17 protein-coding genes and 1 tRNA gene are annotated in these 22,037 nt (G+C 40.1%); 14 read left to right on the top strand and 4 right to left on the bottom strand.

Going from position 1 to position 22,037, the window contains the following annotated elements:
* The first annotated feature begins 175 nt into the window (after positions 1 to 175).
* On the top strand, positions 176 to 1,012 hold the full coding sequence (locus B3E92_RS05400) for an MBL fold metallo-hydrolase (protein ID WP_286895696.1): 837 nt from the start codon (positions 176 to 178) through the stop codon (positions 1,010 to 1,012).
* A gap of 89 nt (positions 1,013 to 1,101) precedes the next feature.
* Here the strand turns inward: B3E92_RS05400 and B3E92_RS05395 are convergent, their stop codons facing one another.
* From B3E92_RS05395 to rpe, 4 genes are all read right to left on the bottom strand, one after another.
* The gene (locus B3E92_RS05395; protein WP_046672928.1) at positions 1,102 to 1,974 is read right to left on the bottom strand and encodes a hypothetical protein; all 873 of its coding nucleotides are present in this window, start codon (positions 1,972 to 1,974) and stop codon (positions 1,102 to 1,104) included.
* Positions 1,975 to 2,233: 259 nt separating this feature from the next.
* Entirely contained in the window at positions 2,234 to 4,498 is a 2,265-nt protein-coding gene (locus tag B3E92_RS05390; protein WP_046672871.1) for an aconitate hydratase, read from the bottom strand.
* A 49-nt stretch (positions 4,499 to 4,547) separates the two neighbouring features.
* A complete protein-coding gene (locus tag B3E92_RS05385; RefSeq protein ID WP_070561104.1) occupies positions 4,548 to 7,310 on the bottom strand; it encodes a bifunctional aconitate hydratase 2/2-methylisocitrate dehydratase in 2,763 nt (920 codons plus the stop codon).
* Between the two features lie 358 nt (positions 7,311 to 7,668).
* The gene (gene rpe, locus B3E92_RS05380; RefSeq protein ID WP_046672873.1) at positions 7,669 to 8,349 is read right to left on the bottom strand and encodes a ribulose-phosphate 3-epimerase; all 681 of its coding nucleotides are present in this window, start codon (positions 8,347 to 8,349) and stop codon (positions 7,669 to 7,671) included.
* Between the two features lie 151 nt (positions 8,350 to 8,500).
* Here rpe and B3E92_RS05375 point away from each other — a divergent pair, with 151 nt between their 5' ends.
* The 13 genes from B3E92_RS05375 to B3E92_RS05315 all read left to right on the top strand — a co-directional run bounded on the left by B3E92_RS05375 (position 8,501) and on the right by B3E92_RS05315 (position 22,010).
* The gene (locus tag B3E92_RS05375) at positions 8,501 to 10,618 is read left to right on the top strand and encodes an HD family phosphohydrolase (RefSeq protein ID WP_046672874.1); all 2,118 of its coding nucleotides are present in this window, start codon (positions 8,501 to 8,503) and stop codon (positions 10,616 to 10,618) included.
* Between the two features lie 127 nt (positions 10,619 to 10,745).
* Positions 10,746 to 10,832 (top strand) — tRNA-Ser (locus B3E92_RS05370).
* Positions 10,833 to 11,091: 259 nt separating this feature from the next.
* Positions 11,092 to 11,979: an MBL fold metallo-hydrolase gene (locus B3E92_RS05365; protein ID WP_286895689.1), complete on the top strand. Its 888-nt coding sequence runs from the start codon at positions 11,092 to 11,094 to the stop codon at positions 11,977 to 11,979.
* 228 nt (positions 11,980 to 12,207) lie between these two features.
* Positions 12,208 to 13,080 (top strand): SH3 domain-containing protein, encoded by an 873-nt coding sequence (locus B3E92_RS05360; RefSeq protein ID WP_070561108.1) that lies wholly within the window; start codon positions 12,208 to 12,210, stop codon positions 13,078 to 13,080.
* Positions 13,081 to 13,127: 47 nt separating this feature from the next.
* Complete coding sequence (locus B3E92_RS05355; RefSeq protein ID WP_286895685.1) at positions 13,128 to 15,506, top strand: hypothetical protein; 2,379 nt, start codon at positions 13,128 to 13,130, stop codon at positions 15,504 to 15,506.
* 599 nt (positions 15,507 to 16,105) lie between these two features.
* Positions 16,106 to 16,330, top strand: coding sequence for a hypothetical protein (locus B3E92_RS05350; protein WP_286895683.1), 225 nt, complete (start codon positions 16,106 to 16,108; stop codon positions 16,328 to 16,330).
* A gap of 8 nt (positions 16,331 to 16,338) precedes the next feature.
* Entirely contained in the window at positions 16,339 to 16,941 is a 603-nt protein-coding gene (locus B3E92_RS05345) for a DUF3347 domain-containing protein (protein ID WP_286895681.1), read from the top strand.
* A gap of 177 nt (positions 16,942 to 17,118) precedes the next feature.
* Positions 17,119 to 18,051 carry a TIGR01777 family oxidoreductase gene (locus B3E92_RS05340; RefSeq protein ID WP_286895680.1) on the top strand — a complete coding sequence of 311 codons (933 nt, stop codon included), beginning with the start codon at positions 17,119 to 17,121 and terminating at the stop codon, positions 18,049 to 18,051.
* Positions 18,052 to 18,109: 58 nt separating this feature from the next.
* Complete coding sequence (locus B3E92_RS05335) at positions 18,110 to 18,970, top strand: fumarylacetoacetate hydrolase family protein (protein WP_204991113.1); 861 nt, start codon at positions 18,110 to 18,112, stop codon at positions 18,968 to 18,970.
* 149 nt (positions 18,971 to 19,119) lie between these two features.
* The gene (locus B3E92_RS05330) at positions 19,120 to 20,139 is read left to right on the top strand and encodes a methionine ABC transporter ATP-binding protein (RefSeq protein ID WP_112376361.1); all 1,020 of its coding nucleotides are present in this window, start codon (positions 19,120 to 19,122) and stop codon (positions 20,137 to 20,139) included.
* The gene (gene metI / locus B3E92_RS05325; RefSeq protein WP_286895679.1) at positions 20,132 to 20,785 is read left to right on the top strand and encodes a methionine ABC transporter permease MetI; all 654 of its coding nucleotides are present in this window, start codon (positions 20,132 to 20,134) and stop codon (positions 20,783 to 20,785) included. Before B3E92_RS05330 ends, metI begins: the two co-directional genes overlap by 8 nt.
* A gap of 15 nt (positions 20,786 to 20,800) precedes the next feature.
* Entirely contained in the window at positions 20,801 to 21,613 is an 813-nt protein-coding gene (gene metQ / locus B3E92_RS05320) for a methionine ABC transporter substrate-binding lipoprotein MetQ (RefSeq protein WP_112376360.1), read from the top strand.
* On the top strand, positions 21,591 to 22,010 hold the full coding sequence (locus B3E92_RS05315) for a YchJ family protein (protein ID WP_070561116.1): 420 nt from the start codon (positions 21,591 to 21,593) through the stop codon (positions 22,008 to 22,010). Before metQ ends, B3E92_RS05315 begins: the two co-directional genes overlap by 23 nt.
* Positions 22,011 to 22,037: the final 27 nt, after the last annotated feature.

Raw genomic sequence — 22,037 nt, 5'->3', positions numbered from 1 at the left:
AAACACTCATTAACAGCAACTTATAGAGGTAAAAAAAATTAAACTTTTTAGCATATTTTTTTAGCACATCAATTTATCACCATCAAAAAATATCACATATTTTTCGTAAATTGTTCCAAGCTTTACAAATATTAATAAGGTAAAAACAGATCATTAAAAGACATATCATCTGCGAATGAAATTACATGCCATAGAAACGGGATTTTTCAAACTTGATGGCGGTGCAATGTTTGGCGTTGTCCCCAAGAGTATCTGGAACAAAACAAACCCGGCCGACTCAAACAATATGTGTACTTGGGGAAACCGCCTGCTCCTCATCGAGGACAGTAATCGTTTAATGCTGGTCGATACAGGATTGGGAGACAAACAAAATGAAAAATTCTTCAGCTATTATTATCTTCATGGCGATGCAACGCTGGATAAATCATTAAAAAATAGTGGGTTTGACAGAAGTGATATCACCGATGTCATCCTTACACACCTGCATTTCGACCATTGTGGTGGCGCTATCGCCCGCGAAGGTGAACAACTCGTTCCGGCTTTTAAAAATGCTCATTTTTGGAGCAATAGCGACCATTGGTCTTGGGCTACCGATCCTAATCCACGCGAAAAAGCTTCTTTCTTAAAAGAGAACATTTTACCAATACAAGAGAGTGGGCAATTAAAATTTGTCGAAGATCACCAAAATCCTTTCGGAAGCAATATTGCTATCCGTTATGCACACGGTCATACAGAAGCGATGATGCTGCCTCAGATACTGTATAAAAGCAAAACGATCCTCTATATGGCGGATCTATTGCCATCGGTGGGACATATCCCCATTCCTTATGTTATGAGCTATGATGTTAGACCTCTCGTGACCATGGAGGAACGCAACAGCTATTGGAATGAGATCGTCGATAATGAATACATCTTATTTTTCGAACACGATCCGATACATGAATGCTGTACACTTCAGCGTACTGAAAAAGGTATTCGGGTAAAGGATATTTTCAAACTGAGCGACATTTAGCTAAGACGTTTATAGAAGATGAAATAGGATATAAAAAGAATATACAAAAAAGGCTACTTTAAAGTAGCCTTTTTTGTATCGAATATATTTTAAAACCTAAAGCCCAAAGCCCAGTAATTTTCAAAAAACCATATTTGTTGAGAGGCTTTATCTACGCCTCTTCTTCCAGTTGTACGAATGTTTGTTAAATCAGTCCAGCCCGTTTTGAAATTCCCCTGAAGGTAGAGTCCTTTATAAAAACGGTAGTGCAAACCAACTTTTGCCGAAGCGCCATACCCCGCAATGTTCCAAAAATGGTTGGCTCCTTCACCAAAAAGATGTACGTCGGAACGAGGAATCAATAAGCCTACATCCACACCCGATTCCATCGTCAATACCTGTTGACCCTTGCGGTTATTGATGATGTCGTCATAACGCTCTAGCCCTACTGAGGCAAAGTTATAGCCATCGGTGTGTTCAAATGTCAGCATGGCGGAGTCTACAGTAATCAATTCACCGTTATATTGACCAGCGCGATTTCCTGTCGGAATACCAGGGTTAGAAATCTCTTCACCGATAAAACCCGAAATTTTCACCTGTTGCGGAATATCGACCACATATTTCATATGGTCCCATCCCAATGAAATGGAATAATTATCCTTGATATAATAACCGAAGTGCAGATTAAATTGCGGAATAGTCAGCCGGCTTGGATCAAAATACGTTGAACCAAATTTGGTTGGCCTGTCACCCGCTTTTACATCATGCAGAATAAAGTCATAATTAGGACCCGTAAAATGAATATCTGATTTCGCGTAAGAAGAGAAGTTGTACCCCCAAAAGAAGAAGAATTTGCCCTTGTTACTCTCTGTTCTCAAATTTTTCGGTTTGAAAATGCTTTTTCCTATCTCAGGATTTTCTTGGGCAAATAAGGCAGAAACACTTAGTGCAAGTGCTCCAATCGTTAAAAATATTTTTCTCATATCGGTGCTAAAAACGTTGGGCAAAAGTACCGGCATTCTATTTTATAAGCAAATAAAAACAGTGGAAATTGGTAAAATATGACGAAGATCACAGAAATGTCATTCGATTTAAAAAACAAACCTTCTTGACTTCTCAAGCACCGAGAGCAGTTAAAGCAAACTAGCAAGTTCTTTCTGTCGAATAACATCAGACACTTTCAAAAAAAAGCTGCTTCCCATTTCCAGGAAAGCAGCTTTTCATTTTATTTCTAAAGAATTATTATCCTTGATTTTTGCGGATGATATTCAAAGCTCCACCGGCTTTAAACCACTCGATTTGTTGCGCATTGTAGGTATGATTCGCCAAAATCTCTTCCGAAGTACCATCAGCATGATGTAACACAAGCGTTAATGGTTTACCTGGAGCAAATTCTGTCAGACCGATAATATCAATGGTATCATTCTCCTGAATCTTGTTATAATCGTCTTTATTTGCAAACGTTAATCCCAACATACCTTGTTTTTTCAGGTTTGTTTCGTGAATACGGGCAAAAGACTTAACTAAAACAGCACGAACACCTAAATGACGAGGTTCCATCGCAGCATGCTCGCGGGAAGAACCTTCACCGTAGTTTTCATCACCGACCACAATTGAACCAATACCGTGTGCTTTATAGTCCCGCTGTGTTGCAGGAACAGGACCATATTCGCCTGTAAGTTGATTTTTAACGCTATCAGTCTTCTCATTGAAGAAATTCAAGGCGCCAATCAACATGTTATTTGAGATATTATCCAAGTGACCACGGTATTTCAACCAAGGACCAGCCATAGAAATATGGTCAGTAGTACATTTACCTTTCGCCTTAATCAATAGTTTCAACCCTTTCAAATCTGTACCTTCCCATGGAGCAAAAGGCTCCAACAATTGAAGACGATCAGAAGTAGGCGCTACATCAACCACCACCGAACTACCATCAGCAGCTGGCGCTTGGTACCCTGGGTCATCTACCGCAAATCCCTTTGTTGGCAACTCATCCCCCACAGGTGGATCCAGCTTCACTTGTTCACCCTTGTTGTTTGTCAAAGTGTCAGTTACCGGATTGAAACCCAAATCACCAGAAATCGCAATCGCTGCTACCAATTCTGGCGATGCAACAAAGGCATAGGTATTTGGATTACCATCTGCACGTTTTGCAAAGTTACGATTGAAAGAATGAACGATTGTATTTTTCTCTTGTTTATCGGCCCCTACACGATCCCACATACCGATACATGGACCACATGCATTTGTAAAAATTGTCGCATTGAGATCTTCAAAAGTTTTCAGCAAACCATCGCGATCAGCCGTAAAACGCACTTGCTCTGACCCTGGATTAATACCGAATTCAGCTTTTGTGATAAGCCCTTTATCAACAGCCTGTCTTGCAATAGAAGCCGCACGTGACAAGTCTTCATAGGAAGAGTTTGTACATGAACCGATCAATCCCCATTCAACTTGCAGAGGCCAGCCATTTTTCGTTGCTTCTTCACGCATGCGTGAAACCGGAGTATACAAATCTGGCGTAAAAGGACCGTTTAGAGAAGGCTCTAATTCAGACAGATTGATTTCAATTAACTGATCAAAATATTGTTCTGGGTCAGCATAGACCTCAGCATCCGCAGTCAAATGCTGTTTTATAGCATTGGCCGCATCAGCTACTTCGGCACGACCCGTAGCGCGCAGATAACGTTCCATCGATTCGTCATAACCGAAAGTTGAGGTTGTTGCACCAATTTCAGCACCCATGTTACAGATGGTTCCCTTACCTGTACACGATAGCGACTCCGCACCTTCGCCAAAATACTCGACAATGGCACCAGTTCCACCCTTTACAGTCAAAATACCCGCGACTTTGAGGATCACATCTTTTGCTGCCGCCCATCCACTCAATTTACCCGTTAATTTTACACCGATCAGTTTCGGGAATTTAAGTTCCCAAGGTAAACCTGCCATCACATCACACGCATCAGCACCACCCACACCGATCGCAACCATACCTAAACCACCGGCATTCACCGTATGCGAGTCTGTACCGATCATCATACCGCCTGGAAACGCATAGTTTTCCAAAACGACTTGGTGAATAATACCAGCTCCGGGTTTCCAAAAACCGATACCATATTTATTGGATACAGAACTCAAAAAGTTGAATACTTCAGAACTTTCGCTTTTAGCACGAGCCAAATCTTTATCCGCACCCTCTTTCGCCTGAATCAGGTGATCACAGTGTACAGTAGAAGGAACCGCTACCTTTGGACGCCCAGCTTGCATAAATTGCAATAATGCCATCTGTGCAGTTGCATCCTGCATAGCAACGCGATCTGGGGCAAAGTCAACGTAAGAAACGCCACGTTTGTAATCCTCAGTAGCATTGCCATCCCAAAGGTGGGCATACAAAATTTTCTCAGATAAAGTCAAAGGTTTGTTAACCACCTGACGAGCAGCAGAAATGCGCTCATCATATTGGCTATAGACCTTTTTAATCATATCTATATCAAAAGCCATATCTCTCTAATTTATGTTGTTTAATTAAGTTACTAAACCCTATCACTAATTATTTTGTTGGAATAGGCGCAAACTTCGTTAAGTTAATGCCTTCCACAGCAGCTTTATATTCTTCAATATTCGGAATCCGGCCCAAAATCGCTGAAAGAACAACAACCGGAGTTGATGCTAATAAAGACTCCCCTTTTTTACCATCTCTGTCTTCAACGACACGTCCTTGGAATAAACGGGTTGACGTAGCCATTACCGTGTCACCTTTAGCTGCTTTCTCCTGGTTACCCATACAAAGGTTACAACCAGGACGCTCCAAATACATAATATTCTCGTATTCAGTACGCGCAGTACTTTTTGGTAAAGCATCGCTAAATTCAAATCCAGAGTACTTTTGTAAAAATTCCCAATCGCCTTCCGCTTTTAGCTCATCAATGATATTGTATGTTGGCGCTGCAACGACCAAAGGCGCTTCAAACGTAACAACACCTTTTTGCTGTTCAATGTTTTTCAACATCTTCGATACGATCTTCAAATCGTCTTTGTGAACCATACAAGAACCGACGAAACCTAAATCCACCTTTTTGTTTCCACCGTAGTAAGAAAGATCGCGAATTGTATCGTGTGTATAACGTTTCGAAACATCTGCATTATTCACATCCGGGTCGGCGATCATCGGTTCTTCGATAATATCCAGATCAATAACAACTTCAGCGTAATACTTCGCATTGGTGTCCGGAGTTAAAGCAGGCTTAGCACCAGATTTAATTTCCTCAATACGTTTGTTCGCTTTGTCAATTAAGCCCTGCAAAACATTGTTTTTGTTTTCCATGCCTTTATCAATCATAATCTGGATACGGTTTTTAGCGATTTCCAATGATTCGATCAGCGTATTATCCTGTGAAATACAAATAGAAGCTTTCGCTTTCATTTCTGCAGTCCAGTCTGTAAAAGTAAATGCCTGATCCGCTAAAAGCGTACCGATATGAACCTCAATAATTCGACCTTGGAACACATTTTCACCAGCAAACTGTTGCAACATCTGCGCTTGTGTCGCATGAACCACATCACGGAAATCCATGTGTTCTTTCATACTGCCTTTAAACGTAACTTTGACCGATTCAGGAATTGGCATAGAAGCTTCACCTGTCGCTAAAGCTAGCGCCACCGTACCGGAGTCAGCACCAAAAGCAACACCCTTAGACATACGGGTATGTGAATCACCTCCGATAATGATTGCCCACTCATCGATGGTAATATCATTTAATACCTTATGAATAACGTCCGTCATCGAATGATACACCCCTTGAGGGTCGCGTGCTGTGATCAATCCAAAATCATTCATAAATTTCATCAATTTAGGAATATTGGCTTGTGCTTTTTTATCCCATACCGATGCAGTATGACAACCTGATTGATAAGCCCCGTCTACTGTAGGCGAAATTACTGTAGCAGCCATCGCCTCTAACTCCTGCGCAGTCATCAAACCTGTCGTATCTTGCGAGCCAACGATATTCACCTTCACACGCACGTCAGAACCAGCATGTAATACCTTACCTGGCGTTACACCTACCGCATTTTTATTGAAGATTTTCTCCACTGCCGTTAGACCCTGGCCTTCAATTGTAATTTCTTTTGAAGGGGCAAATACTGCTGGCGCTTGAATACCTAAAGTTTCCGCTGCAAAAGTTTGGATCTTTTTACCAAAGACAATAGCATAAGAACCACCTGCTTTAATAAATTCCATTTTTTGAGGAGTCAAAGCTTTCGAAATATCGATTAGCTCCTGCTCGCCGTTATATAATTTTTTAGTCTTGGTATTAATTGTTAAGACAGTACCTGTAGCAACAGAATAAGCTTCTTCAAGAATTGGCTCGTTTTTCTCATTACGGATTACGTTACCATTTTCATCCACTTTCTTCACCCAGTTTTTAAGGTCTATACCGATACCTCCGGTTACGTCCACTGTTGTCAAGAAAATTGGTGAGATACCATTCGTACCACCAACAATTGGTGCAATGTTGACAAAAGGAACGTAAGGGCTCGCTTGTTTACCGGTCCATAGTGCAACGTTGTTTACACCCGACATACGAGATGACCCCACTCCCATTGTTCCTTTCTCAGCAATTAACATAACGCTTTTACCAGGGTGTTGCGCCTGTAATTCAACGATCTGTTGCTGTGCTTCAGGTGTGATCATACATTTTCCATGTAATTCACGATCTGAACGCGAGTGTGCCTGGTTACCTGGCGACAATAAATCTGTCGAGATATCACCTTCACCAGCGATAAAAGTAACCACTTGAATTTCCTCAGCAACCTCAGGCAGTTTCGTAAAAAACTCTGCTTTTGCATAGCTTTCTAAAATATCTTTCGCAACTTCATTGCCTTGCTCAAAAGCTTCTTTCAAACGAGCAGTATCTGCGTCGTATAAGAAAACTTGTGTTTTAAGAACCTCAGCCGCCTGTTTTGCAATAGCTAGGTCTGTGCCCAAAGCCAGGTCCAATAAGACCCTGATCGAAGGACCACCCTTCATATGTGACAACAATTCAAAAGCAAAATCAGGTGTAATTTCAGCAACAACTGATTGACCCAAAATAATTTCCTTCAGAAATTGTGCTTTAACACCCGCTGCAGGCGTAGTACCCGGCAACGTGTTGTAAATAAACAATCTTAAAGATTCAGCTCTATTTTCATTGTTTAAATCTTTAATCTGAGCAATTACCTCACTTAGTAATTCTGCTCCATCAATAGGCTTAGGATGTAATCCTTGGCCTTCTCGTTCTACAACCTCTTGTACGTAATCGTTGTAAATACTCATAGATATCTATCTTTCTATTTTATGGGCAGCATAAAAAAACATTATCTTTCTACGCCACCATGTCTGTTATATAATTAAGCTAATACGCCATCTATCGGGTCCCCCTAACAAATCACAAATTAACCCTTCCACTTCATGTTTTGAAGTTGATTCATTTGTCGTAAATCAACTTGTATGACTAATTACAAAAATAGTGAAAATCCAACTTTAAACGCATGCATTCCATTTATTTAAATCAATTTGGAATTGTTCTAAACAGAACTTATGCAATCCCGCCATCTTTCTTTGCAATCCACTATTTTGCATTTATTTCTTTCAAAAAAAAAGGTGATTTATATTATCAAATCACCTTTTCCTTTTATATACTTTCTACAGTTATATCAATGTCTTTTAATGCTTTCACAGTTTCCAAAGGATCTGTCGCGTTGAAGACAAATGAACCTGCCACCAGCACATCTGCTCCCGCTTTCAATAACTGTGCTGCATTCGCAGTCGTTACTCCCCCATCGATTTCAATCAGCAGTCCATCATTCACGCCTTGTGCCATCGCCCTTAGTTCCTGCACCTTGGCGTAGGTATTCGGAATAAATTTCTGACCACCGAACCCTGGATTAACAGACATGATACACACCAAGTCTAAATCTGCAAGAACATCTTTTAATAGAGCAACCGGTGTATGTGGATTCAATGCGACACCAGCTTTACATCCCAATTCTTTTATAGCAGCTATTGTACGATGCAAATGTGTACATGCTTCGTAATGCACTGTAATGATCTCAGCACCCGAATCTTTACATACTTGCAGATAACGATCGGGGTCAACAATCATCAAATGTACATCCAAAGGTTTAGCAGCATGTTTTGCAATAGCCTGCATAACTGGAAATCCAAAAGAGATATTTGGAACGAAAACCCCGTCCATAATATCAATATGAAACCAATCTGCCTCACTGTTGTTTACCATGATAATATCATCGTATAATTTTGCAAAGTCTGCAGCAAGAACGGATGGTGCAATTAGATGTGATTTTGTTGACATGTTGTATTTTTTTTGCAAAGATAACAAGTATTTTTTGTTCATCACAGCATTTACCCGATTTAATACCTACAAACGACAATTGGCAGAAGCTGCAGAAAATAAATTATAACTACATTTGTATATTAACATTATATTAAAAATATAGCTCACAGTGGGAAGACTAAAAATAAAGTACAAAAGAGAATTAAATACAACGGAGAACCTCGTCCGAAAAATTGGATTAATACTTATCACTATTATTCTGATCTGTATATTCCTTCCCAAACAGCCTCGTTTTCGCTATGAATTCCAAAAGGGAAAAGTATGGAATCATGAGAATCTGATATCACCTTATAATTTTGCCATATTAAAAACGCAGGAAGAATTGAATGCGGACAAGAAAAGTATCTTGAACACGATTCAACCGATTTATAATGCCAATACGACGACAAGCAAAGAGCAAATTGATCAGTTCAATACCGATTTGGCCGAAAAATGGCAAAGCAGCAAGCTGGATACAACACATGAGAATATTGCGGATTATAGAAATGCCGGCAATGCCATCTTAAGCCATCTCTATGGTAAAGGCATCCTTTCATTGAACAATCGGTTTCAGAACCGCAGCAATGACAAATCTCCAGCTTCCAAGCATTACAATTTCACACTGATCCAGGACAAAGTTGCCAGTCAAAAAAACACGGCCGACTGTTACACCATCGAAAGCTCCTATGGTTACATGGATGAGATCATGCCCAAATTGACCAAAATAAAACAAAAGAGCTGGCTCGAGGAGACTTTAAAAAACTATATTACCATTAACTATATTTATAACGACCAGCAGACGGAGGCCTTGGAACAGAATGCCATTGCTAATATTTCAGCGACACGGGGTGTAGTCCAAAAAGGCGAACTGATCGCCGAAAAAGAAAAAATAATTTCCAATGAAACTTACCAGAAACTCGAATCGCTCCGGAAGGTATACGAAGATGAAGGCAAGATCAGTGGTAATCAAAATTATGTGACATTAGGGCAATTTCTAATCATCTCGCTCGCCCTTTCAATTCTAATGGTTTTCCTTTTTCTTTTCCGCAAGGACATCTATTTCAACAATAGATTGCTGGTCATTATCATGATTGTCATTATAGGTATGCTCGGCGTCCTATCCTGGGCCATTAAAATCAAGATACCGAATCTCTACTATATGCCGTTTTGTGCTGTCCCTATTATAATCCGTATTCTTTTTGATACACGGGTTGCACTCAACATCCATCTGTTGATGGTACTGCTGGCGGGTCTTTTTGTACCAAATAGTTTTGAGTTTGTCTTCCTGCAATTTATGGCGGGAATCGTCGCAATCTATAGTATTAAAACATTGGTCAAACGGGAGCAGCTGTTCATTTCCTCGGCTATCATCCTCGGTACCTATTGGATTGCTTATATCGGCTTGGTCGTCACAAGAAACGGATCAATAGACACCATTTACTGGTCTGACCTTCTTCCCTTTTTCGTAAGCGTAATGATCACCTTATTGGCTTATCCGATGATCTATGCATTCGAAAAGTTGTTTGGTATTGTCTCTGATCTCACACTCATGGAACTTACCAATAGTAATTCCAAATTATTGCGGGAACTTTCTTTTAAAGCTCCGGGAACCTTTCAGCACTCCCTACAGGTGGCTAATCTAGCGGAAGCCGCTATCTACAAAATCGGCGGGAATCCACTTTTGGTCCGCGCCGGAGCCCTATACCACGATATCGGAAAATTGACAAACCCTCAATTTTTCATCGAGAATCAGAAGACAGAAAAAAATCCGCATGACGAGCTTTCACCGGAACAAAGTGCGCAGATTATTATATCACATGTCATCAAAGGGGTCGATATTGCCAAAAAACATCAATTGCCCGACGTGATCCTTGATTTTATCCGCACACACCACGGAACGACGCGTGTTGACTATTTTTATAACGTTTTTGTCAAGAACAATCCCGACAAACTGGTGGATGAGTCTTTATTTACCTACCCCGGCCCTATTCCTTTTTCAAAGGAAACAGCCGTACTCATGATGGCAGATTCGGTCGAAGCCGCATCCCGTGCGTTAAAAGAACCATCGGAAGAGTCTATCAATAATCTTGTCGATAAGATTATTGAACATAAATTGATGCGGGGACAGTTCAATAATAGTAACATTACGCTAAAAGATATCACTGAATCGGCAGTTATTTTTAAGGCAATGCTCAAAAGCATCTACCATGTTCGGGTAGATTACGATTTAAGCAAAAAAACAATGTAATTTTAATTGTCAAACAACAAATTGAATTTCAAACGCTTATTGCAACGTTACATTTTTTTTGCATTTTTTTTATTATTTAGACTTTGCAGAATCAAATAATTGCCTTATGTTTGCAATGTCAAAACGAGGAAGGGTGCCTGAGTGGCCGAAAGGAACAGTTTGCTAAACTGTCGTACTGGAAACGGTACCGCGGGTTCGAATCCCGCCTCTTCCGCAGACAACAGCGCTTTCAGAGAAATCAGAAAGCGCTTTTTTTGTTTCTGACGCCAAGGCAGCACCAAATAGCCATCTCGCCTACCGTTGCTATTTGACATTCTTTATTTAACTCCGGCCCATAAAATGCATTCCTGAACATCATTGTACAGTCTTTAGGCCCCAATAAGTATTGCAAATATTTTATCAATTTATTACATTGTGTTTGATTTTCATAACGCTATTAGATTGTTAAAAGCAATTTGTTCAACTTTGGCAATATGAAACAGCTTAAAAGAACAGGTCATCTACAAATTCCCTTCGGTACGCTCGAACTTGTGCTCCTGACAGATGGTTATTTTACATTAGAAACATTACAGCCTACCCTTGCCCCAAAAATACCGTCTCAACTAGTCGAAATGGAACTGCAAAGGCTTTCACTTTCAACAAAGATCTACCAAGCACCCATCATCATCATGCTGATTAAACAACAGAATCGATACATACTCATTGATACTGGTGAGGGACATTATGACACCGACAAAGCCGGAAATTTAATGGAAAGTCTGCTTTTAGCGAATATTGACTGTAATAAGATAACAGATATTCTCATTACGCACGCACATCGCGACCATATCGGTGGCATATTGGATGCCGATGGTTCACCCAATTATCCAAACGCAACATACTACATGGCTAAACCCGAATTTGAGTTCTGGATGTCAGATCGTCCTGATTTTTCGAAGAGCGAAAATCCAGAAATTGCTCAAGCTAGCATCGATTTAATACGAAAAACACTCGTTGCTATTGAGGTCAAATTACAGCTATTTGAACCGGGCGATCAACTATTTTCCTGCATTCATACAGAATCAGCAGCTGGGCATACCCCAGGACATATCATCTATACAATAAAATCCGACAATAGAGCAATTACAAATCTTGTTGATCTGATACATTCACCGATCCTAGTTTCCCAGCCTCATTGGGGAACTCAATGGGATATTGACTTCGATCGTGCTGTGGATACACGGATAAAAATACTTGATCGCTGTTATCAACAACAGACACTTATGCTCGCATCTCATATGCCTTGGCCGGGGATAGGCTTCATTGGTAGAAAAAACAACGGTAAAGAATTGGAGTGGATTCCTAAAAACAGCATTAACTAAAATGTCTTTTCCAAAAGACACACAGCAGATAAATAATCTCCTTCAATTCCTGAAATATTCAAAATGCTCTCTTTCATAATTTTTGTTTTTCATCATATCCAATTTTTTGTAGCAAATGACTCAAGGATTATAAAATATCGTTTCTAGTACTATGCAAAAAAATACCTGAAACCAGTGATAAGGGGTATGGGCCAATTCAGCTATTTTTGTAGGAAAGAAGAGTGAAAAATGAAAAAGTTAATTGGATGCTATTTTATTATTTTAAGCATCGGACCACTTTGCTTAAAAGCGCAGGAAAATTTAAAGTTTGACGATAATTTCAACGTTTGGAACATACAGAAAGGCCAGTCAGCAACTGTTTTTGCAGCCAAAGCTTACGTCCGTGCTCAACCCAGTCTAAAGGCAGCAATCGTAGATTCTTTATCCGTCGGAAATGTCGTTACGATCAATAGTAATCCCATCAAAGGAAATACACTAAAAAATTTTTATGCTCCTTGGTATGAGATAAGTTATTCCGACGGTAACAGCAAAAAGAATGGATTTATTTGGCTTGGACTATTGGCGCTCGGAAAACAGACCGCATCAGACGGCTCGCAATATATTTACGGTTTTGAACGTTTCACCAAAGGTATCAACGAACAGGAACAGGATCATTTCTCAACCGGGGTAAAACTTATCGACGCAAATGGAAATTTTCTAGCTGAACACACCTTCCCTTTTGCCTACTCAGAACAAACCTTCTCCCAAAGTAAATTGCTGCCTGCAATGGGGCTGCAAAATGTCAAACACATTATTCGCATCGAATTTCTGGGCGAAGCTTGTGGCATACCCTCTGAATATAACTATGTGGCCTGGACGGGACGGCAGCTGGTTGATCTTCCTAGCCGATATTCGGTCAGTGATGCTGGTGTGTTCTATTACGATGAAAAGATTCTTTTCCCTTCCGAACACGGAAAAAATAATCAGATTATCTATAAATACATTGAAGAGGGAGAAGTTATCGACGATAATGCGGAAAATCCAAATTTTAGGGTCACAAAAAAGAGTGAAGAATTTCTATGGAACGGCATTGGCTTTGAAAAGCTTTCGAAAGCTAAATAGTATTTTAAACAGATTTCAATATACTGAATACATACAAGAATTAATAAATGGAAGAAAAGAATATATATGATTTGTTCTACAGCGGACAACTAGACCTCTTTATTATTGAAGGAGAAAATCAACTACGACAAAACGATCAAGATGTGACGCTTTGGACACACCTCGCCATCGCCTACCACGATCAGCTATTTTATGAGGGCCACGAAGCTATTTTCGATGTGATTCAGGAAAAAATGATTCCCTATTTTCAAAAAGCATTGGCCATCGAACCTAATAATGAAACGACTCTATATCATATACTGAATTATGTTTTAGACAAAAAAGCAACACTAGCGCAAATTGGTCGACCAAAATCCCATATTACCGAAGACAATAAAGGTTTATTTATCGAATATGCAAAAAAATTAATCGCTTCCCCGAATATGTCCGGATATGGTCACAATTATTTAACCAATATCTACGAAGGACTCCAGGATGATACAGCGTTGCTCCCAGCTTTGGAGGCGAGTATTGATTTCGTTAAAGAAACATTCAAGGATGAACGAGAAACCTCTGATCATAATTTTTCCCTCTTTTGGATAAAGAAAATATATCTGCTCGACCGTACAAAACAGATCAACACATCCAATATTTTAGCTTTAATGGAAGCAGATTTTAAGCATTTCATCAGCAGCAATGAAATGAATTATGTGGATCTTGCTGAAATTGCTTACGAAAACAAAGCAATCGACCTAGCATTGCAGATTTTACTTAAGCTCATCAAAGGGGAAAACTCAGCCGTGCATATCCATCAGGAGCTGGTTAAATGGCATACTCGATTTGAAGAATTGATTGCCGAGGGGTATGAGCACCCTGAGGTCTTCTACTATCAGCTTATCATTGAGCGTAATTACTCGGAAGAAATCGGAATCACCCTTGACTATTATTATCTCCATGCACTCAAATTGATCGACGCCTATCCTGACTCTTACGTCGGTTACCATTTTGCGGCAGCCTATCTCTATGACGAGGGACAGTATGCTGCTGCTATTCCATATCTGACTATGGTAGGCGAACGGAAATGGAACGCAACATCCTGGCGACGTCTAGTTGAATGCACTTTTAAAGCCAATGGAACAGTTTACGATCAGGTCCCTACTTTCAATGACCTTCCCCGTGAATGTTACAATGAAGCTGTTATGCTATTTGATTTCATTCACTCCCTGGACAACTTAACCGCAGTCGATCAGTCTGCACTACAATTGCTCGTCCTCGGACTTTACCGTCAAGCCTACGACGCCTTCAAGGACTATTTTGAACAAAATAAATACGAAAGTGACTATTTTGGAGGCAGTCACAATAGGGCCATGAATTGCAATAATCTAGCTTTAGCTTATAAAGAAGCCGGTGAATTGGAAACCTGTTACGCTATCGCAACCGAAGGATTAAGCTATTCCGACTTTGAAGAACTTCATTTCACCCGAGCCGATACCTTGTCAGCCTTGGAAGATTACGTACGTCTCGAGCAAGTACTTCACCAGTACTTTGACACCAATCAGATCTCGTTGGAAGCCACTCTTGCGCAGCAAGAATTTACTTCGGAAGAAGACGAAGAGGACGAAGAAACGGAGTCTGCCATATTTCCTCCTTGTTACCGCATGCTTATGCATCAAATCGACGTCGAATATCAACTGGGTCGTACAGCGGACATTCAATCCCGGGCGCAACAGCTTCTGGAGTTTATTTACAAATTCTATATTGATCATCCCAATTTAGACGAATATCACTACCGTGACTTTGAAGCGTCAAAGAATGGGATCGAGCATATTATCTATCAGATAACCGAACAGGATAATTTAGCGCAACGCATCTCTTATTACGAACAAATGGCTAAACAATATCCACACGAGGCCCAGCCTCAATATGTGTTGATGCAGCTATATAATGAAAAGAGCAACTACAAAGCCATGAACATCGCTGCGCAGCAATATCTTAAAAATAAACCGGAATTTATTATCGACAATTTCGACAAGGCAAAAACACTCTATCTCATCATAAAAAGCCATTATTACCTTATGGAATTTAGTGCAGGTAAGGAAACATTCCAAAAGCATGATAACTGGGTCCAATCGATCATGGAGCCTAATGACTATGTTCTTTGGTTAAAATTCGGCATTGAACTTTTAGCCGAAAGCGGAGCTATAAACGAAGTAGATAAATACGTCAAAGTTTTCAACGGTATTTATGCCCAACACGATTGGGGTTATGACGATGATGTCGAATCGGTTAAATTAGCAGAAGCACATGTGAACTATAAAACTGGGAATCTGAAAAAAGCACACAGCTTACTGGATGAAGTGCTTTCCTATTCGGATCACTCTCCTCTGGCTGATGAATATAAACGTACCTGGAAAAAGCCAGGCTTCTTCTCTGGTTTTAAATTTTAAGTACTTCTTTTGCTTAAAAAAAAGAAAGAATTCCAAACGTCGCTCCATGTTATTCGGCCCTCTGACCCCAAATAATATGGAGCGGATTAGAAAATCCTTAATGCCAAAAAACGTTAAAAAGGAAGCAGATTCTACCTAAAACAACTATATTTGAGCTGATATGGAACTTAAGCGACTTATACTACTATTTTTAACCTTCGGTTTCTTTTTAAGTGCACCCGACGCTTTTGCCTGCCATAAAATGAATGCAAACAGTAGTCACACACAAGGTAATGCTACCACTGACAAAAAGGACCATTGTTGTTCAAAATCTAAATCTTCCAAAAAAAAGGCTTTCTGTAAACATCATAAACCATGTAAGAATTGCAATTGTCAATGCACGTATAGTGGTACATTTTTGGCAATTTCCCCCCCCCTTGAACAAGGTCATGAACTTTGCGGTATAGCAATCAAAAAAAATTATAAACCCATAGCGCCAACATTTATTTCTGAGGGATATTTTTGTCCTTGGGTCCCGCCAAAAATAAGTTAATCCATACATTGCTCATTTATCAATCATTTTTGATTACTTATTTTTATATATTCTTTTATCCAATCATATGAAAATCCAACACTATATCATAACAGGGGCTTTAGTGCTATCCTCTTTGACAAACTATGCACAAGACAACAACACCGTGAACAACAATGTTAAAATTGCCGGGAACTGCGGTATGTGTAAAAAAACAATAGAAAATGCAGGAGCCGCCGCTCAGGCTAAAGTTGAATGGAATGAAGACAACCAAACAGCGACAATAGCCTATGATGCAAGAAAACGTCCTTAGATGCTGTATTGAAAAGTATCGCTGGAGCAGGCTACGACAATGAAAAATACCTTGCTGCCGAAGATACCTATGCTAAGATACACACTTGCTGTCAATACGAGAGGAATTTAGCTCCTCCAGCTTCAGACGCCACCCAAGATGCAACCATTGCAGCGGTAGCTTCAGTAGATAACATCAGCAACGCAAGCAATTTTCAAAAGATCTATGACCAATATTTTCTGCTTAAAGATGCGCTTGTAGCAGGGGATGGTAAACGAGCTGCAGGCCTCGCAAACGATCTTGCCGATGCTATCGCCAAGGTAAAAACTGCTGATCTAACGCAAGCGGAACAGGACGTCTGGAAAACCAAAACAGCATCACTCAAAGCCATTGTAAAGAGTCTACAACAGGCCAAGGATATCAGCAAACAACGAGAATCCTTCGCAATTTTGTCAGAAGATATCTATAGTTTGTCCAAAAACTCAAAACCATCTTCTGCTGTTTATTATCAAAAGTGCCCGATGTTTAACAAAGGTAAAGGTGCCACTTGGTTAAGCCGTCATAAAGAAATCAAAAACCCTTACTATGGCGCACAGATGCTAACCTGTGGTAGCACAGTTCAAACGCTTTAACCAATAACGTCAGTTAATCGACTCTTAAAAGGTTTATCTCGTCGGGAGATAAACCTTTTTTTGTAATTGCTGCCACAATGATCGATTTTTTATAAACCAAAATAGTATATTTAATATCAGCAGAAATAGGTTCGCTTAAATGACAATATGCGTATATTATAAAACAAGGTTCGATTCATGGAAAAAGTAATTATTACAGGTGGTGCCGGAGCTATAGGTCTTCATTTAACAAAACTATTGGTTGCCAATTTCTATGAAGTTATTATTTTTACTAGAAATCCGAAATCCCATCCCGCACAGCCGAATGTCAGATACGTACACTGGGATCCCTATAAGCAAGAGATAGATGCCAAATCAATTCAGGAGGCCGATTATATCATCAACCTGGCAGGCGCAAACCTCAATGCCAAACGCTGGACAAAAACATATCAGCAAGAAATTATTGGCAGCCGGGTCGAAAGTGGGAAACTGCTCTACCAAAGTCTTAAACAACTACCTAATCAGGTAAAAGCAGTTATATCTGCCTCCGCTATAGGCTGGTATGGAACGGACGATCCCTACCAAAAAAGACCTTTTACAGAAGGAGACCCACAAGGGGGCAATTTTCTATCCTGGGTTTGCAACCTCTGGGAAGGAAGCGTAAAACCTATTGAAACATTGGGAAAAAGACTCGTTGTCTTCCGTTTTGGAGTCGTTATCAGTAAGGATCAGGGAATGCTAAAAGAAATCGGACGCTTCCTACCCTTCCGTTCAGTTCCGATATTGGGTTCTGGCAAACAGATGCTCAGCTGGATCCATATGGATGATCTCTGCCGCATGCTGTTATTTGGTATACAAAATAATACCATAGCCGGGATTTATAATGCCTGCTCGTCCGAACCGCTTCCGCTTGCCGAGTTTACCAAAAGAATAGCGAAACGTCAATACGGTCCATTCTACATACCCCTCCCAGTCCCATCACTGATGATTAAGCTGATGCTCGGAAAAAAAGGAGAGGAAATGGTACTCAATGGGACATGGGTGAGCAACAAAAAGATTGTTCATGAGAAATTCCCTTTTAAATATCCCCTTTTGGACAATAATTGTATAGATAATTTACATATCGATTAATTGTTAATTCGCGTTAATTTCCGCCCTTTTTGGGACAAAATCCGTATATTTGCGGCTTATGAAGATTTTTAGATATGGCGCAAAGGGCTCCGAAAAAGCGGGAGTCATTTTAAACGAAAAGAAATATGATGTTTCGGAAGGAAATTTTCAATATAACCGCGATTTCTTTGCGGATATTGCAAATTTGGAAAGACTTCAAGCATATATAATTGAAAAAGGCGACAAGCTTAAAGAGATAGCCGACGACGAGCGTATTGGTACACCATTGGAAGCTCCTTCCAAAATACTTTGTGTAGGACTTAATTTCGATGATCACGTCAAAGAGACCAAATTACAACAAGCTTCCGAGCCTATTGTATTTATGAAATCTGTATCTGCATTCAATGGCCCTTTTGATGGAATTACCCTTCCGAAGTTCTCTGTAAAATCTGATTGGGAAACCGAATTTGCCATTGTAATAGGAAAAAAAGCTTCTTATGTTACTGAAGAAGAAGCTTTGGACCATGTGTTTGGCTACGTGCTACACAACGATGTGACAGAGCGTGAATTTCAAATCGAGCGTGGCGGAACCTGGGACAAAGGTAAAGGATGTGACACGTTCGCCCCTATTGGTCCGTTTATAGCAACCAAAGATGAAATCACAGATATCGATAACTTAAGAATATGGCTTAAACTCAATGGTGAAATCATGCAAGACGGCAATACAAGTGATTTTATCTATCGTGTGCCCAAATTGATCTCTTATTTAAGTCACTTTATGAGCTTACTTCCTGGCGATATCATTTCCACAGGATCGCCTGCAGGATCTGGCATGGGCAAATCTCCACAAAGATTCCTGAAAGATGGCGATGTCATCGAATATGGTATTGATGGACTTGGATCGGCAAAACAAGTGATTTCAGCTTATCAAGGTTTATAAAAAATAGATATCTGGGTTCTTTCATTCTTTTTCAGTCTGAAAGAGCCCATTTTCTTTCACTTGATTTTATTTTATCCGCGGCATTTGTGTACATTTATATCAACATCATCCATTTGTCCAACTAAAATTGCTAAATCCCTACAGGGTCAATGATTCAACTAAACAACATATCCAAATCTTTTGCGGTAAAAGCGACACGTATTGATGCTTTAAAAGACGTCTCACTGTCTATTGCAAAAGGTGAAATTTTTGGTGTAATAGGCGCTTCCGGAGCGGGTAAAAGTACTTTGATTCGTTGCGTCAACCTTTTGGAAAGGCCAGACAGTGGTCAGGTAATTATAGAAAACAACGACTTGATGTCGCTGCCTGCCAGTGATCTTATGTTAAAAAGAAGGAAAATTGGTATGATTTTCCAACACTTCAATTTGCTGTCATCACGAACAGTTTATGGAAACATATCCTTCCCGCTCGAACTTGAGGGCAAATCTAAAGAATTTATCAGCGGAAAGGTGTTGGAGCTATTACGTTTGGTTGGGTTGGAAGACAAAGCCGACGTGTACCCTGCAAATCTTTCAGGAGGCCAAAAACAACGCGTTGCCATCGCGCGTGCATTAGCCAATGATCCTTACATTCTACTTTGCGATGAGGCTACAAGTGCCTTAGACCCAGCAACCACAAAATCTATCCTCAAACTGCTAAAAAAAATCAATAAGCAGCTTGATCTTACGATATTATTGATTACGCACGAGATGGATGTTATAAAAAGTATTTGCGATCAGGTTGCCGTATTAGACCACGGAAAATTGATTGAAACTGGTCCGGTAGAATCAATATTCGCCAATCCTCAGGAAACAACAACCAAAAACTTTATTCAGTCTTCACTTGAAGTTGAAATTCCACTAAGTTTTCAGGAACGCTTGAAAAGCGCTGGAAACCCACTCGTAGAAATCTATCTAACTTCAAATGAAGAATCCATCCCATTTATACAACATTTGGAACAACAATTTCAAGTCAAGACAAATATCATCACCGCTCAAATAGATTATATTGGCGAAATGAAATTTGGTGTTATATTAGCCGAACTATCGGGTGAAAAAGAAAATGTTATGCATAGTCTATCTTTCTTAAAAGAAAAGCATTCACAAACTAAAATCTTAGGCTATGTCTGATCAGGTATTTAATCTTCTGCTATCGGGTACTTTAGAAACCCTAACCATGACTTTCTTATCAGGTTTCTTTGGTTTTGTACTGGGTCTTCCACTCGGGATTTACCTGTTCTTGACCCGCAAACATCAACTGCTCGAAAACAAAGCCATGCACCAACTTGTTTCATTGCTGGTGAATGTGTTTAGGTCTATCCCCTTTATTATACTTATCGTATGGATGATTCCGTTTACACGCAACCTTGTCGGAACATCTATTGGTATGGCCGCAGCATTGGTTCCCTTGAGTATAGGTGCAGCTCCCTTTATTGCAAGACTTGTGGAAAATAGTCTTCTAGAAATTCCAAATGGCCTGATTGAGGCCTCAAGAGCAATGGGAGCAAATGCCCAACAGGTAATTTTCAAAGTTTTACTTCCTGAGGCTCTCCCCTCGCTGGTAAACAATGCAACAATTACGTTGATCACACTTGTTGGATACTCCGCGATGGGTGGCACTGTAGGTGCCGGTGGACTTGGACAGATTGGTTATCAGTATGGTTATGTCGGATATGATACTTTTATCATGAATTCTGTTCTAATTTTATTAATTTTAATCGTATTCCTGTTACAGTATACAGGAGACTACATCTCAAAAAAAGTAAACCATCGTTAACATAAATTATATCATATGAAAAAATTGAACTATGCATTTGCAATCTTAGCCTTCAGTCTCGTATCGATTGTGGCATGCAACAACAGCGAAAAGAAAGAGAATACCCTTAAAGTCGGTGTGGTATCCGGACCAGAAAAGGAGCTTGCAGAAACGGCTAAGAAGGTTGCAAAAGAAAAGTTCAATCTTGATGTGGAGTTGGTAGCTTTCAACGACTATGTTGTGCCCAATGAAGCCCTAAATCAAGGAGATATCGATGTAAATGTATTTCAGCATCAGCCTTATTTACAGGAACAATCCAAACAACGCGGTTTTACAAAGTTAACCATCGTCGGAAACACATTTGTATTTCCGATCGTTGCCTATTCTAAAAAAATAAAAAGCATCACCGAGTTACAGCCTGGCGCCAGTATTGCCATCCCCAATGATCCTACCAATGGTGGCCGCTCACTTTTACTTCTCCAACGCGAGGGCATTATCGGCTTAAAAGAAAATGTAGGCATACAGCCTAAAGTAACAGATATAGTAAGCAACCCTAAGCAGGTTAAAATCATTGAGATGGAGGCACCACAGTTGCCGCGCGTTCTGGATGATCCTCAGGTTACAATTGCCATCATCAACAATAGTTTCGCCGCTCAGGCTGGGTTGGATCCCGAAAAACAAGGCTTATTCACAGAAGACAAAGAATCACCTTACGTTAATCTGATTGTTACCCGTTCGGATAATAAAAACGATGAAAAGGTGCAGCAGTTTATTCAAGCGTATCAGTCACCTGAAGTGGAAGCTACCGCAAAAAAAGTCTTCAAGAATGGCGCCATTAAAGGCTGGTAAAATTTTTAAAATACAAGTGATAGCATCAGATCAATTATGCCCCTGTGGCTCTGGCAATACCTTTGGGGAATGCTGCCAACAAATTCATCGTTTCCATGCCAAAGCAACCACAGCAGAGGCATTGATGCGTGCACGTTATAGTGCTTTTGTGACACAACAGATCGATTTCCTATACGATACATTTCACCCCTCAACACGACGGTTCCAAAATAAACAGGCCATTGGGCAATGGGCGCGGGACAATAAATGGATGCAACTCGCGATCCTGAAATCTACACTCCATACGGTCGAGTTTGAAGCACATTATCTGGATCCACAGATGGAAGTTCATATTCACCATGAAAAGTCTACCTTCAAAAAACAAGGTGATTTATGGTACTACGTTGACGGGCGCTGATATAAATAGTTTGCTTGCAAGCCATTG

The organism is Sphingobacterium sp. UBA6317 (genome assembly GCF_002440385.1).
In the GTDB taxonomy this organism is placed as follows: domain Bacteria; phylum Bacteroidota; class Bacteroidia; order Sphingobacteriales; family Sphingobacteriaceae; genus Sphingobacterium; species Sphingobacterium multivorum.
This window is presented reverse-complemented; position numbering and strand designations above follow the sequence as displayed.